The organism is Pseudomonas sp. GM102, assembly GCF_000282555.1.
In the GTDB taxonomy this organism is placed as follows: Bacteria; Pseudomonadota; Gammaproteobacteria; order Pseudomonadales; family Pseudomonadaceae; genus Aquipseudomonas.
Genome location: NZ_AKJB01000013.1, coordinates 118,815 through 132,849 on the forward strand (window position 1 = coordinate 118,815; position 14,035 = coordinate 132,849).

The following is a 14,035-nucleotide window of genomic DNA, read 5'->3' on the forward strand; positions in this document are numbered from 1 at the left end:
TTCAAATCAAGGAGAAGGGCTTCATGGAAATAGAAGAATTCGGCTACAAGCAAGAGTTGAAACGTAGCCTGTCACTGACGGACCTGGTGGTGTACGGGATGATCTTCATGATCCCCATCGCCCCGTTCGGCGTTTATGGTTACGTCAACGCCGAAGCGCCGGGGATGGTGCCACTGGCCTACATCATCGGCATGGTGGCGATGCTGTTCACCGCCCTCAGTTACGGCAGCATGGCCCGGGCCTTTCCGATTGCGGGCTCCGTGTATTCCTACGCACAACGCGGCTTAAACCCGCATGTCGGGTTTATCGCCGGTTGGCTGATGCTGCTCGATTATTTGCTGATTCCGCCGCTGCTCTACGTCTACGCGGCGATGGCGCTGAATCATTTGTACCCGGACATCCCGAAAGTCGGCTTCATCCTGGCCTTTCTGGTCAGCGCCACCTTTGTCAACCTGCGGGGTATCACCTTCACCGCGCGGATGAACATCGTTTTTCTACTGGCGCAACTGGTGGTGCTGGGGATCTTCCTGTTCTATGCCTGGAATGCCCTGCACAGCGGCGGCGGTAACGGTCAACTCACCCTGGCGCCGCTGTACAACGCCGAGACGTTCAACTTCGCCCTGCTGATGCAAGCGGTGTCGATTGCGGTGCTGTCGTTCCTCGGCTTCGATGCCATTTCCACCCTCGCCGAAGAAATCAAGGGCGACCCGGGCCGTAGCGTCGGCAAAGCTGCGCTGATCACATTGCTGGTGATGGGCGTGATCTTCGTCGTGCAGACCTGGATTGCCACGGATCTGGCCGCCGGCCTGGGCTTCAAGTCCGCCGACACTGCGTTTTATGAAATCGCCGAAATCGCCGCCGGCAGCTGGCTGGCAACCCTGACCGCCGTCGCCACCGCCCTGGCCTGGGGCGTCGCCGTCGCGATCACCTCGCAAGCGGCGGTTTCGCGCCTGCTGTTCGGTATGGCCCGGGACGGCAAACTGCCGAAAGTGCTAGCCAAGGTGCACCCGAAACACAACACGCCGTACTTGAGCATCTATCTGGTGGCGGTGCTGTCGCTGGTGATTTGCTACCTGTTCATCAACTCGGTGGACACCCTCACCTCCCTGGTGAACTTCGGCGCCCTGAGCGGCTTCATGTTGCTGCACCTGACCGTCATCAACTATTACTGGCGTCGGCAGAAGTCCGGCCAGGTGATCCGTCACCTGATCTGCCCGGTGATCGGCTTCATCATCGTCGCGGCCATCATGTACAACATGGGCGTCGATGCACAGAAACTCGGCCTGATCTGGATTGCCCTGGGGCTGGTCTATCTATTCTTCCTCAACAAACTGGGTGCCAGCACAGCACTGCCCGACCCAAGCAATGGCTGACAAGAAAAAGGGCAGCGTCTGACATGAATTCAGGCGACTGCCGATTTCAAGCGTGGAAACCGACAGTGATAGTCAGGTTCGGTGCAAATCGCCGAACCCTTTGATACAGGAGTACATCCATGCTGGCCTTACGCCCGGTGGAGTTAACCGACCTGCCCCAGTTGCAGCAACTGGCGCGCGACAGTCTGGTGGGGGTCACGTCCTTGCCGGACGACACCGAACGCCTGCGCGAGAAGATTCTCGACTCCTGCGCTTCGTTCGAAAAAGCCGTGCAGGGTCCTGGTCCGGAGAATTACTTCTTCGTGTTGGAAAATCTGACGACCCGTCGTCTGGCGGGCTGCTCGGAAATCCTCGCCACCGCAGGGTTCAACGAGCCGTTCTACAGTTTGCGCAACCGCCATTTCACCAGCGCCTCACGGGAGCTGAACATCGAGCACGGAGTGCCGGCGCTGTCGTTGTGCCACGACCTCAGTGGTCATACGTTGCTGCGCGGTTTCCATATCGACGCGGCACTGGAACGCACGCGGTTTTCCGAATTGCTGTCCCGGGCACGGCTGCTGTTCATCGCCGCACACACGGCGCGCTTTGCCGAAGCGGTGATCACCGAAATCGTTGGCTACAGCGACGAACAGGGCCAGTCACCGTTCTGGGATGCGCTGGGCAAGCATTTCTTCGACCTGCCGTACGTCGAGGCCGAGCGGCTTTGCGGTCTGCAGAGCCGGACATTTCTCGCCGAACTGATGCCGCATTACCCGATCTACGTGCCGATGCTGCCGCCGGCGGCACAGGCCTGTATCGGCCGGATTCATCCCGACGGTCAGGAGGCCTTCGACATTCTTGAACGCGAAGGCTTCGAGACCAACAGCTACATCGACCTGTTCGACGGTGGCCCGACGTTGTACGCACGCACCTCGAACATTCGCTCTATCGCCCAAAGCCAGACCGGCACGGTACACCCTGGCTCAGCCATCGATGCGCGCGGCAGTTACTTGGTGAGCAACGACTCGTTGAAGGACTACCGCGCCATTGTTGCCGAACTGGACTACCACGCCGGGCAACCCGTGGCCTTGAGCGCCGAGATGTGCGCGGCCCTGAATGTGACCGACGCCAGCACGATCCGGTTGATCGCCCTGTGAGCCGCCACCGGCCCCGTGCCCAACGACAGCGCTCGAACAAGCGCGAAGAAGGAGCTGCATCATGATTGTCCGCCCGGTTCAAGTCACCGACCTGCCCGCCCTGCTGGATTTGGTGCAACGGGCCGCCCCCGGGGTCACCACCCTGCCGGCCAGTGAGGAACGCCTGACCCACCGAGTGCGCTGGTCTCAGCGCACCTTTGCCGAACAAGTCGAGCGTGCGGATGCCGATTACCTGTTCGTGCTCGAGGACGACGATCAACAAGTGGTCGGCGTCAGTGCCCTGGTGGGCGCTGTCGGCCTGCGGGAGCCCTGGTACAACTACCGGGTCGGATTGACGGTCAGCTCGTCGCCGGACCTGGGTATTGCGCGCCAGATCCCTACGTTGTTCCTGAACAACGAAATGACCGGCCAATCGGAAATCTGTTCGCTGTTTCTGCGACACGATCAACGTCACGGCAATAATGGTCGACTGCTGTCGCTGGGGCGCCTGCTGTTCGTTGCCGAATTCCCTCACCTGTTCGGCGACAAGCTCATTGCCGAATTGCGCGGCAGTGCCGACGAACAAGGCTGCTCACCGTTCTGGGACAGCCTGGGCCGGCACTTCTTCAAGATGGATTTCAGCCATGCCGATCACTTGTCGGGGCTGGGCAGCAAAGCGTTCATCGCCGAACTGATGCCGCGTCAACCGCTCTACACCTGCCTGCTCACCGAACAGGCCCAAGCGGTGATCGGCAAGCCACACCCGAACAGCGAACCTGCGCTGAAGATCCTCACCGCCGAGGGGTTTGCCCATAAGGGTTACATCGACATCTTCGACGCCGGCCCAGTGATCGAAGCCCCGGTGTCGAGAATCCGCACGGTGCGTGACAGCCAACGATTGGAGCTGGCCATCGGCACGCCCGACGACCAGGCGCCGGTGTGGCTGATCCACAATCGCCGCCTGGAAAACTGCCGCATCACCACCGCCCAGGCGCGGCTGGTCGGCAACAGCCTGATCGTCGACCGACTCACCGCCAAACGCCTGCAACTGCAACCCGGCAACTCGGTCCGCGCCGTGCCGCTGCGCAATCAACAGCAGCAGGCAGTGGCGGCGTGATCGTGTAGCAGCTGGCGAAGCCTGCGTTCGGCTGCGTAGCAGTCGTAAACTTTCCAACTCAGTCTTTGAGACTGATCGCCGACTCGATCTTTTTATGCATCACTTCCGATTTGTGATGGCGAGCGCTTCGCACTCGAACGCAGCCTTCGGCAGCTGCTACAAGGGATCGCGTCGAGGCCAGGATCGTGTCAATCCAGATGAAATGCACTCCTGCAGGAGCTGCCGCAGGCTGCGATCTTTTGATCTTGCATCCCAAGGCCGGCAAATTCGTCATCATTCTTTACCCTTCCCCGTGATAGCCTTTTGTTCTTTCGGCGTTGACACTTTTGCTCAAGCCCTTCCATTCCTTTGTATTGGTGGAACTCATATGTCCAGGCTGTCTCATCAAGATTTGCGCCGTAATTTCCGCCAACTGTTCGCCTCCAACGCCTGCTACCACACGGCGTCGGTCTTCGACCCGATGTCGGCGCGCATCGCCGCCGACCTGGGTTTTGAGGTGGGGATCCTCGGTGGTTCGGTCGCGTCGTTGCAGGTGCTGGGCGCCCCCGACTTTGCCTTGATCACCCTGAGCGAGTTCGCCGAGCAGGCCACCCGCATCGGCCGCGTAGCCCAATTGCCGGTGATCGCCGACGCCGACCACGGCTATGGCAACGCGCTCAACGTCATGCGCACCATCGTCGAACTCGAACGCGCCGGCGTGGCCGCCCTGACCATTGAAGACACTTTGCTGCCCGCGCAATTCGGCCGCAAATCCACTGACCTGATCACGGTTGCCGAAGGCGTCGGCAAGATTCGCGCGGCGCTCGAAGCCCGGGTCGACTCGGAAATGGCGATCATCGCCCGGACCAATGCCGGGATCCTGCCGGTTCAGGAAATCATCAGCCGCACCCAGCAATACCAACAGGCCGGGGCGGACGGGATTTGCATGGTGGGCGTGCGGGACTTCGACCACCTCGAACAAATCGCCGAGCACCTGAGCGTACCGCTGATGCTGGTCACCTACGGCAACCCACTGCTGCGCGACGACAAACGCCTCGCCGAACTGGGCGTGCGCGTCACCATCGACGGCCATGGCGCCTACTTCGCGGCGATCAAGGCCACTTACGACAGCCTGCGCGAACAGCGGCAGATCTTTACCCAGGCGTCGGATCTGAGCGCGACTGAACTGACGCATACGTACACGCAGCCTGAGGAATACATCGTTTGGGCGAAGGAATATATGAGCGTCAAGGAGTGAGGGCTCGCCCCCGTTCGGCTGCGCAGCAGTCGTAAACCCAGGCGATTCGGTGGGGCTGAAAGAATGCAGGGGGCCGCTTCGCGCCCCAACGGGGGCAAGCCCCCTCGCCACAGAGAACTGCCCCACATCAAGGAATGATCTGGCCGATTATTGCTTGGTCAATTCCATAATCATCCGCGACAGCAGATAAATCCGTGGCGCCACGCTCTCGACCTCGGCGTATTCCTCGGGGGTATGGATATTGCCGCCGACAATCCCGAACCCATCCAGCGTCGGCGTACCCACCCCGGCCGACAGGCTGGCATCCGCCGCCCCGCCGCTGCCTTCTTCCGTCAGCTTGCGGCCGATTTCGCCGTAAATCCCCTGGGCCATGGCCATCAAGCGATCCGACTCCGCCGTTTGCGGCATCGGCGGCAAGCCGCGCTTCAGGGTGGTGGTGACTTCAGTCTCGGGAATCAGTTTGTCCTTGGAAACCCGTGCCAGGTCTTTTTCGATCCGGTCGAACTCTTCCGGCACCGCTGCCCGCACGTCAGCCTTGGCGGTGGCCTGATCCGGAATCACGTTGGTGCGGTCGCCAGCGTTAAGCACGGTGAAGTTGATGGTGGTTTTCTTCTCTGCATCCCCCAGCTTGCCAAGTTGCAGGATCTGGTGCGCGGCTTCCATGGCCGCATTGCGCCCCAGCTCCGGCGCGACGCCGGCGTGAGATGCCTTGCCTTTGACCTCGACCACGGCGGTGGCGCTGCCTTTGCGCCACACCACCAGGCCATCGGCCGGGCGACCCGGTTCGAGGTTGAGGGTAACGTCGTGGGCCTTGGCGGTTTTCTTGATCAGGTCGGTGGCGACGTCCGAGCCGGTTTCCTCACTGGCGTCGAGCAGAAAAGTGATCTGCGCGTAGTCCTTGAAATCGAGATTTTTCAGGACTTTCAGCGCATAGATCCCGGCGACGATGCCGCCCTTGTCGTCCATTACACCCGGCCCGTAAGCGCGGCCGTCCTTGATCTGGAACGGGCGCGCAGCAGCGGAGCCCTCCTTGAACACGGTGTCCATGTGCGCCATCAGCAGGATTTTCGCCTTGCCGGTGCCTTTGAGGGTGGCCAACACATGGTTGCTCTTGTCCGGGGTGTTGGGCACGAGTTCGATGGTGGCACCAAGCTTCTTCAACTCCTCGATGGCGATGTCACTCACCTGGGTCAGGCCCGGTTCATAACCGGAACCGGAGTCGATGTTCACCAACCGTTCCAGCAGTTTCAGGGCTTCACCCTTGTACTGTTCGGCATCGGCGAGGACTTGTTTATGGGGTTCGGCGAAGGCTGCGGGGGTGAAGGCGCCGAGGGCCAGGGTCAGGCCGAGGCTGGTGGCCAGGAGGGAGCGAGAGAGATTGAACGTCATGAATCGATCCTTGTTTCGTGTCGGGGTCGAAAATACCCTACCTGACTACGACGCAAGGCTCTACACCGGATGCGACATACACAAACCCGATTGACCACACATCCCCTGTGGGAGCGGGCTTGCCCGCGATAGCGGTCTGACAATCACGGAGATGTTGAATGTGCCGCCGTCATCGCGAGCAGGCTCGCTCCCACAGGGATTTGTGGTGATTGGGTTACACCGAATCGAGCATCGCCTTATGCGGCTTACCATCACTGTGGCAGATGACGCGGTTGCGGCCGGTGGTCTTGGCTTCGTAGAGCGCCTGGTCGGCGTCGTTGAGCCACAGGGTCGCGTCGTCGTGGGCCGGGTTGAAGGCGGCCAGGCCGATGCTCAAACTGACTTTCAATGCCGGGTTCTGCTCGTACCCCAACGTGGCGAAACGATCACGCAGCGCATCCATCGCCACGGCCGCGCGGTCCAGCGGCAGGTCCGGCAGCAGCACGCAGAATTCGTCGCCGCCATAGCGCCCGGCGACATCTGCTGCACGCAGGTTCTGCTTGAGCATCTTGCTCAGCTGACGCAGGACGATGTCCCCGGCGACATGGCCGTAGGTGTCGTTGATGATTTTGAAATGGTCGATGTCGATCAGCGCAATCGCCCCGCCCTGCTGCTGGCGTTGGCAGCGCTGAAACTCGATTTCCAGCTGATCTTTCCAGGCGCCGTGATTCAGCAGGCCAGTCAGGCTGTCGGTGCGGCTCAGGGCCAGCAGTTCGCGCTTGTGTCGGCCAAGGGTATCGGCCTGACGAAAGCAGATCCAGCCCAGGGACAGCGGATAAATCGACAGCAAAGGCAGACAGGCGTATAGCTGGAACGGACTGGTTTGCGGGACAAAAGCCGGCATGAACACCAGCAGCCCGAGGCCTATCCCGAGCACCTGCGCGACGGCGCCCACCAACAGAAAACGCAAACCGCCAATGGCCACGTTGTGCATCGCCATCATGGACAGTGTGGCCGCGCTGGGCAGCGGATTGAACTGCATGGCGGCGACCCAGAAACCGCCGAGAAACGCGTCTATCAGGATATTGCGGTGTTCGGCGTGAAAAGGAATTTTCGCCCGGCGTGCCCATTGATAAGCCACATGGGGCCAGAGCAGCCCGTTGATCAGCATCACCCCCCAGACCCAAGGCGCCGGGTCGAGTGGATACATCCCTGCGCCGACGCACAATAACCCCAGGGCCAAACCCAGGATTCGCGACGCGTAAAGCCTCCTGGCCAGTGAAAGTCCCTTTCCTCCCTTTTTTTCCATAGCGGCCTCTGTACCACTGAACGGAGCCTGACAACACACGGGATTGAAAGTGTGTTTGAAGTCTATCAGGGCAACGGCAAATAGCCATCACCGGTTGGCGGTCTGAATAGCATGACCTCGCCATGAGCTGAGTGCCCAATGTTTGGTCTATACATGAAGGGAAGGATCGATAAACAACCTGCCCTGATCACTGCAAAGGAATAGCCTGATGCTTTTGTTGGTTGTCACTATCGCCGTCTTCGTGGCCTGGAGCTGGTTGAGCTACCCGACCATCGGTTACTGGCTCTATGACTTGAACATGGCGCTGGAGGCCCGGCTGTACCGATTGCACAAGATCGTCGTGCCGATCACCGAAATGACCGTCTCGACCTGGCAAGGCGGCCCTTACGAAGCCTCCAGCAGTGTACTCATGTTGCACGGCTACAGCGCCGACAAGAACATCTGGCTGCGCTTCGCCCGGCATTTTGTCGATGACTACCGGGTGATTATTCCTGACCTCGCCGGTCATGGTGAAACCGGCTTCAAGGCCGGCGGTGGCTATGACATTCCAGTCCAGGCCAAACGGTTGATCCAGTTGCTCGATGTCTGTGGGGTCGAGAAGGTGCATGTGATCGGCAACTCCATGGGCGGCTACATCGCGGCGTGGCTGGCGGCCAACTACCCGGAGCGCATTATCTCGCTGGCGCTGCTCGACCCGGCCGGCGTCACCGCCCCGGAGCCCAGCGACATGGAGCGACACCTGGCCCGCGGCCACAACCCGTTTTTGATTCATTCCCGGGAGGAATTCCAGTATTTCTACGCCATGACCATGGTCTCGCCGCCATGGGTGCCGGGGATCGTGCTGGACGCCGTCGCCCAGCGCTATGAACAGCAGCGCGACGAGCTGGAAGAAATCTTCAGGGACTTCCACGCCAGCCCGCCGATGGAGCCAAAACTGCCCGACATCAAATGCCCGGCGCTGCTCCTGTGGGGGCGCAAAGACCGTTTGATCGATGTCAGCAGCGTACCGGTCTGGAGCAAGGGCATCGCCGATTTGCGGGTGGAAATCTGGGACGGTGTCGGTCATATGCCGATGGTTGAGCAACCGGCCAATACAGCGCGGTTGTACCGGGAGTTTTTGGAGACACATCGCTCATGATATTCGGCGGATAATTCGGGGGTGATGTTCAGCGATTCATATGAGGCGCGATCATGAACATTCTTTACGACGAACGCATCGACGGTGTTCTGCCGAACGTGGACAAGGCTGCGTTACTCAAAGCCTTGCAACAGGAGGTGCCGGACCTGGACATTCTCTGGCGCGAAGAAGAACTCAAACCCTACGAATGCGACGGCCTCTCGGCCTATCGCACCACGCCGATGCTGGTCGCCCTGCCCCGGCAGCTGGAACAGGTGCAAGCGCTGCTCCGGCTCTGTCATGCCCGCAACGTGCCGGTGGTGGCGCGCGGAGCCGGCACCGGGTTGTCCGGCGGTGCACTGCCGTTGGACAAAGGCGTGCTACTGGTGATGGTTCGGTTCAACAACATTCTGCACATCGACCCCGCCGCCCGCACCGCACGGGTCCAGCCGGGGGTGCGTAACCTGGCGATTTCCCAGGCGGCGGCGCCCTTCGGCCTGTATTACGCGCCGGACCCGTCCTCGCAAATCGCCTGCTCCATCGGCGGCAACGTCGCGGAGAACGCCGGCGGCGTGCATTGCCTCAAATACGGCCTGACCGTGCACAACCTGCTGAAACTAGAAGTGCTGACCCTTGAAGGCGAACACCTGACCCTCGGCGCCGATTCGCTGGACGCACCGGGCTTCGACTTGCTGGCCCTGTTCACCGGCTCCGAAGGCTTGCTCGGGATCATCACCGAAGTCACGGTCAAGCTGCTGCCCAAACCCCAAGTCGCCAAAGTCCTGCTGGCGAGTTTCGATTCCGTGGAAAAGGCCGGTCGCGCAGTGGCTGAGATCATCGCCGCCGGGATCATCCCCGGAGGCCTGGAGATGATGGACAACCTGGCGATCCGCGCTGCCGAAGACTTCATCCATGCTGGTTACCCGGTGGACGCCGAGGCGATCCTGCTGTGCGAACTGGACGGCGTCGAAGCCGATGTCCACGACGATTGCGAGCGGGTCCGCGAGGTCTTGCAACAAGCCGGGGCCGGCGAGGTGCGCCAGGCTCGGGACGAAGCCGAACGCGTGCGGTTCTGGGCCGGGCGCAAGAACGCCTTCCCGGCAATTGGCCGCCTCTCGCCGGATTACTACTGCATGGACGGCACCATCCCCCGCCGCGAATTGCCCGGTGTGCTCAAGGGCATCGCCAGCCTGGCGCAAGAGTACGGCTTGCGTGTGGCCAACGTTTTCCATGCCGGCGACGGCAACATGCACCCGCTGATCCTGTTCGACGCCAACCAGCCCGGAGAACTGGAACGGGCCGAAGCCCTCGGCGGCAAGATCCTTGAACTGTGCGTGAAAGTCGGCGGCAGCATCACCGGCGAACATGGCGTCGGCCGCGAGAAAATCAATCAGATGTGCGCGCAGTTCAACAGTGACGAGTTAACGCTGTTTCACGCCGTCAAAGCCGCGTTCGACCCAAAGGGCCTGCTCAACCCCGGCAAGAACATCCCGACCCTGCACCGCTGCGCGGAATTCGGCGCGATGCACATCCACGCCGGGCAACTGCCGTTTCCTGAGCTGGAGCGTTTCTGATGCCGGACTTCGATGCCAGTGAAACCCTGCTGGAGCAGGTCAAACAGGCGCGCGCGAACGCCACGCCGCTGCGCATTCAGGGCGGTAACACCAAAGCGTTTCTCGGCCGTGAAGTGGCCGGAGAAATACTCGATACCCGCGCCCATCGCGGCATCGTCAGCTACGACCCGACGGAGCTGGTGATCAGCGTTCGCGCCGGCACGCCGCTGAGCGAACTGCTTGCCGCACTGGATGCAAAGGGGCAAATGCTGCCCTGCGAGCCGCCATCGTTCGGCGAAGGCGCCACTGTTGGCGGGATGATCGCCGCAGGGCTGTCCGGGCCGCGGCGGCCGTGGTCTGGTTCAGTGCGTGATTTTGTCCTCGGCACCCGAGTGATCAGCGGCCTCGGCACCCACCTGCGCTTCGGCGGTGAAGTGATGAAAAACGTCGCCGGCTACGACCTCTCGCGCCTGATGGTCGGCAGCTATGGCTGCCTTGGCGTGCTGACCGAAGTCTCGCTCAAAGTGCTGCCCAAACCCCGGCAATGCTTGAGCATCAGCCTGGACATCGACTGCGCCCGCGCCTTGGAAAATCTGGCGCAATGGGGCCAGCAACCACTGCCCATCAGCGCTGCCTGCCACGACGGTCAGCGTCTGTATCTGCGGCTCGAAGGCGGCGAAGGTTCGGTCGCGGCCGCCCATCAACGGCTCGGCGGTGAACCGTTGGATTCCAGTTATTGGGCCGACCTGAACGAACAACGGCTAGACTTTTTCAATGAGGGCTTGGCGCTGTGGCGCTTGTCATTCCCCAACAACCTCGGGCCTCTGGACTTGCCCGGTGAGCAATTGATCGACTGGGGTGGCGCGCAACGCTGGTTGAAGTCCGGCGCCGACAACATTCAGTCGCGAGCCCGTGAACTCGGCGGTCACGCCACCTGTTTCAGTCATGGCGTCAGCGAGACGCCATTCCAGCCGCTGGCCCCGGCGCTGCTGCGCTATCACCGGCAACTCAAGGCGCAACTGGACCCGCAAGGGCTGTTCAACCCTGGGCGGATGTACGCGGAACTCTAGTATGCAAACCAATCTCAGCGAACAGTCCAAACTACTGCCCCGCGCCGAAGAGGCAGACAAGATTCTGCGCACCTGCGTGCATTGCGGGTTCTGCAACGCCACGTGCCCGACCTACCAACTGCTGGGCGACGAACTGGACGGGCCGCGTGGGCGCATCTACCTGATCAAGCAAGTCCTCGAAGGCGCCCCCGCCACGGCCAAAGCCCAGTTGCACCTGGATCGCTGCCTGACCTGCCGCAACTGCGAAACCACCTGCCCGTCCGGGGTGGATTATCACAACCTGCTGGACATCGGCCGCGCCGTGATCGATCAAGCGGTGCCGCGCCCGGCCAGTCAGCGGTTGTTGCGTCAGGGGTTGCGGGCGCTAGCGCCGAACCCGAATCTGTTCAAGACTTTGCTGCAAATCGGCGCCACATTCAGGCCATTGCTGCCACGGGGCATAGAGGCAAAATTGCCCCACGACCTACCCGCCGCAGGCGAGCGCCCTGCCCCTCGGCATGCTCGCCGGGTGCTGATACTCGAGGGTTGCGTGCAGCCCGGTCTGTCGCCGAACACCAATGCCGCGACGGCGCGGGTGCTGGATCGGCTGGGGATCAGCGTGATCCCAGCGCCCGAAGCTGGGTGCTGCGGTGCGCTGGACTATCACCTCGACGCCCAAGCCATGGGCCTGGACCGCGCCCGACGCAATATCGACGCCTGGTGGCCGCACCTGGAAAACGGCGCCGAAGCCATCGTGCAAACCGCTAGCGGCTGCGGCGCCTTCATCAAGGATTACGGGCATCTGCTGGAGCGCGACCCGGTCTATGCGGCCAAAGCCCAGCGGGTCAGCGAACTGGCCCTGGACCTGGTGCAAGTGCTGGCCGATGAACCATTGGAACGGGTCTGCACCGCCACTGACCAGCGGATCGCCTTCCATTGCCCCTGCACCTTGCAGCACGCACAGAAACTCGGCGGCGCGGTAGAAGCCGTGCTGACGCGGTTGGGCTTCAATCTCACGGCGGTGCCCGACAGTCATTTGTGTTGCGGCTCGGCCGGCACCTATTCGATCACCCAACCGGAGCTGGCCCGGCAACTGCGCGACAACAAACTCAACGCCCTGGAAAGCGGCCACCCCGAAGTCATCGCCACCGCCAACATCGGCTGTCAGAGCCATCTCAACAGCGCCGGACGAACGCCAGTCAGGCACTGGATCGAACTGGTCGACCAAGTGCTGCGTTAAACGAACGGGGCGGTGTTGCAAGAACAGTCCTTGGCAGAATGAAGTTCGTCAGAAACTTCGTTTGTCGGCGCCGCCGAAGGCTGCGATCTTTTCCGGCATCCGTTACGTCACTGCGCCAGGAAACTTTTCATGAGCCATCCGAACTTCATCAGCCCTGACCTGATCCGCCAACGCTTCTCCAAAGCGATGTCCGACATGTACCGCGAAGAAGTGCCGCTGTACGGCGCGCTGATGGAACTGGTGGAACAGACCAACCGCCACGTGCTGGACAGCGACCCGCAGATCGCCCGACAGCTGCACAGCACTGGCGAAATTCAGCGGCTGGACCTGGAACGCCACGGTGCGATTCGCGTCGGCACCGCCACCGAACTGGCGACCCTCGCCCGCCTGTTTGCGGTGATGGGCATGCAACCGGTGGGCTATTACGACCTGACCCCAGCCGGCGTGCCGGTGCATTCCACCGCGTTCCGTGCCGTGCATGAGGCAGCGTTGCAGGTCAGCCCGTTCCGGGTGTTCACCTCGCTGCTGCGCCTGGAACTGATCGAAGACACCGAACTGCGGGCCTTTGCCCAGTCGGTGCTGGATACGCGCTCGATCTTCACCCCGGCGGCATTGGCCCTCATTGAACGCGCTGAAACCCAGGGCGGCCTGACCGAATACGAGGCGCAGGACTTCGTCGCACAAGCCCTGGAGACCTTCCGCTGGCACCACAGCGCCACCGTCACCGCCGAGCAGTACCAGCAACTCAGCGCCCAGCATCGACTGATCGCCGACGTGGTGGCGTTCAAAGGCCCACACATCAACCACCTGACGCCACGCACCCTGGACATCGACATCGTCCAGGCGCAAATGCCCGCCCATGGCATCACCCCCAAAGCGGTGATCGAAGGCCCGCCTCGCCGCCAATGCCCGATCCTGCTGCGTCAAACCAGCTTCAAGGCGCTGGACGAGCCGATTGCTTTTACCGATCAGGCCGAAACCCGTGGCAGCCACAGCGCCCGTTTCGGTGAAATCGAGCAACGCGGCGCGGCGCTCACCCCCAAAGGCCGGGCGCTTTACGACCGCTTGCTCAACGCCGCCCGGGATGAACTGAAGGACTTCCCCAACGAAGCCAACTCCGCACGCTACAACGCGCTAATGACGCAGCACTTTGGCGAATTTCCTGACACCGTCGAGGAAATGCGCCAACAGGAACTGGCGTATTTCCGCTACTTCGTGACAGAAAAAGGCCTGGCCGCGGATGAACTGAAAGACGTGTCGCTGGAGGATTTGCTCCGCGACGGCTATGTGCGGGTTGAACCGCTGGTGTACGAAGACTTTCTGCCAGTCAGTGCGGCGGGGATTTTTCAGTCGAACCTGGGGGATGCGGCGCAAACCCACTATGGCGTGCATTCGAACCAGCAAGCGTTCGAAAAGGCTTTGGGAAGGTCGACGATTGATGAATTGGGGCTGTATGCCGAGACGCAGCGGCGGTCGGTTGATGAGTGCTGCAAGACATTGGGATTGCCGAGTCCGACTTGACCAGTCAAACACACTTTGTGGCGAGGGAGTCCCCGC

Annotated in this window: 11 protein-coding genes; 9 read left to right on the top strand and 2 right to left on the bottom strand. The window is 61.6% G+C overall.

Translation table 11 applies throughout. From position 1 onward, the window contains the following. Nucleotides 1-23 precede the first annotated feature (23 nt). The 4 genes from PMI18_RS25125 to PMI18_RS25110 all read left to right on the top strand — a co-directional run bounded on the left by PMI18_RS25125 (nucleotide 24) and on the right by PMI18_RS25110 (nucleotide 4,842). Nucleotides 24-1,373: an APC family permease gene (locus PMI18_RS25125; protein WP_007896051.1), complete on the top strand. Its 1,350-nt coding sequence runs from the start codon at nucleotides 24-26 to the stop codon at nucleotides 1,371-1,373. Between the two features lie 119 nt (nucleotides 1,374-1,492). After that, on the top strand, nucleotides 1,493-2,509 hold the full coding sequence (locus tag PMI18_RS25120; protein WP_007896052.1) for an arginine N-succinyltransferase: 1,017 nt from the start codon (nucleotides 1,493-1,495) through the stop codon (nucleotides 2,507-2,509). A gap of 61 nt (nucleotides 2,510-2,570) precedes the next feature. Further along, entirely contained in the window at nucleotides 2,571-3,605 is a 1,035-nt protein-coding gene (gene astA / locus PMI18_RS25115; RefSeq protein WP_007896054.1) for an arginine N-succinyltransferase, read from the top strand. Between the two features lie 367 nt (nucleotides 3,606-3,972). After that, nucleotides 3,973-4,842, top strand: a complete 870-nt coding sequence (locus PMI18_RS25110; protein WP_007896057.1) for an isocitrate lyase/PEP mutase family protein — start codon at nucleotides 3,973-3,975, stop codon at nucleotides 4,840-4,842. A gap of 147 nt (nucleotides 4,843-4,989) precedes the next feature. Here PMI18_RS25110 and PMI18_RS25105 read toward each other — a convergent pair whose 3' ends face one another. Together PMI18_RS25105 and PMI18_RS25100 are read right to left on the bottom strand one after the other, a co-directional pair. Beyond that, entirely contained in the window at nucleotides 4,990-6,231 is a 1,242-nt protein-coding gene (locus PMI18_RS25105; RefSeq protein ID WP_007896059.1) for a M20/M25/M40 family metallo-hydrolase, read from the bottom strand. Nucleotides 6,232-6,445: 214 nt separating this feature from the next. Then, nucleotides 6,446-7,519 (bottom strand): diguanylate cyclase, encoded by a 1,074-nt coding sequence (locus PMI18_RS25100; RefSeq protein WP_007896060.1) that lies wholly within the window; start codon nucleotides 7,517-7,519, stop codon nucleotides 6,446-6,448. Nucleotides 7,520-7,727: 208 nt separating this feature from the next. On the opposite strand from PMI18_RS25100, the gene PMI18_RS25095 reads away from it, so the two are divergent. The 5 genes from PMI18_RS25095 (at nucleotide 7,728) to hglS (ending at nucleotide 13,999) form a co-directional block, all read left to right on the top strand. Continuing rightward, complete coding sequence (locus PMI18_RS25095) at nucleotides 7,728-8,657, top strand: alpha/beta fold hydrolase (RefSeq protein ID WP_007896063.1); 930 nt, start codon at nucleotides 7,728-7,730, stop codon at nucleotides 8,655-8,657. Nucleotides 8,658-8,710: 53 nt separating this feature from the next. Then, on the top strand, nucleotides 8,711-10,210 hold the full coding sequence (gene glcD / locus PMI18_RS25090) for a glycolate oxidase subunit GlcD (protein WP_007896065.1): 1,500 nt from the start codon (nucleotides 8,711-8,713) through the stop codon (nucleotides 10,208-10,210). Continuing rightward, the gene (glcE, locus tag PMI18_RS25085; protein WP_007896069.1) at nucleotides 10,210-11,259 is read left to right on the top strand and encodes a glycolate oxidase subunit GlcE; all 1,050 of its coding nucleotides are present in this window, start codon (nucleotides 10,210-10,212) and stop codon (nucleotides 11,257-11,259) included. The genes glcD and glcE overlap by 1 nt, the downstream gene beginning before the upstream one ends. Nucleotide 11,260: 1 nt before the next feature. Beyond that, nucleotides 11,261-12,478 (top strand): glycolate oxidase subunit GlcF, encoded by a 1,218-nt coding sequence (gene glcF, locus PMI18_RS25080; protein ID WP_007896070.1) that lies wholly within the window; start codon nucleotides 11,261-11,263, stop codon nucleotides 12,476-12,478. 129 nt (nucleotides 12,479-12,607) lie between these two features. Continuing rightward, complete coding sequence (gene hglS, locus PMI18_RS25075; RefSeq protein ID WP_007896073.1) at nucleotides 12,608-13,999, top strand: 2-oxoadipate dioxygenase/decarboxylase HglS; 1,392 nt, start codon at nucleotides 12,608-12,610, stop codon at nucleotides 13,997-13,999. The last annotated feature ends 36 nt before the right edge of the window (nucleotides 14,000-14,035 follow it).

Excerpts from the sequence above, each read along its gene's own strand:
- astA (WP_007896054.1), top strand. The coding sequence starts at position 2,571 with ATGATTGTCCGCCCGGTTCAAGTCACCGACCTGCCCGCCCTGCTGGAT.
- glcF (WP_007896070.1), top strand. The coding sequence starts at position 11,261 with ATGCAAACCAATCTCAGCGAACAGTCCAAACTACTGCCCCGCGCCGAA.
- hglS (WP_007896073.1), top strand. The coding sequence starts at position 12,608 with ATGAGCCATCCGAACTTCATCAGCCCTGACCTGATCCGCCAACGCTTC.
- PMI18_RS25100 (WP_007896060.1), bottom strand. The coding sequence starts at position 7,519 with ATGGAAAAAAAGGGAGGAAAGGGACTTTCACTGGCCAGGAGGCTTTAC.
- PMI18_RS25110 (WP_007896057.1), top strand. The coding sequence starts at position 3,973 with ATGTCCAGGCTGTCTCATCAAGATTTGCGCCGTAATTTCCGCCAACTG.
- PMI18_RS25095 (WP_007896063.1), top strand. The coding sequence starts at position 7,728 with ATGCTTTTGTTGGTTGTCACTATCGCCGTCTTCGTGGCCTGGAGCTGG.
- PMI18_RS25120 (WP_007896052.1), top strand. The coding sequence starts at position 1,493 with ATGCTGGCCTTACGCCCGGTGGAGTTAACCGACCTGCCCCAGTTGCAG.
- PMI18_RS25105 (WP_007896059.1), bottom strand. The coding sequence starts at position 6,231 with ATGACGTTCAATCTCTCTCGCTCCCTCCTGGCCACCAGCCTCGGCCTG.
- glcE (WP_007896069.1), top strand. The coding sequence starts at position 10,210 with ATGCCGGACTTCGATGCCAGTGAAACCCTGCTGGAGCAGGTCAAACAG.
- glcD (WP_007896065.1), top strand. The coding sequence starts at position 8,711 with ATGAACATTCTTTACGACGAACGCATCGACGGTGTTCTGCCGAACGTG.
- PMI18_RS25125 (WP_007896051.1), top strand. The coding sequence starts at position 24 with ATGGAAATAGAAGAATTCGGCTACAAGCAAGAGTTGAAACGTAGCCTG.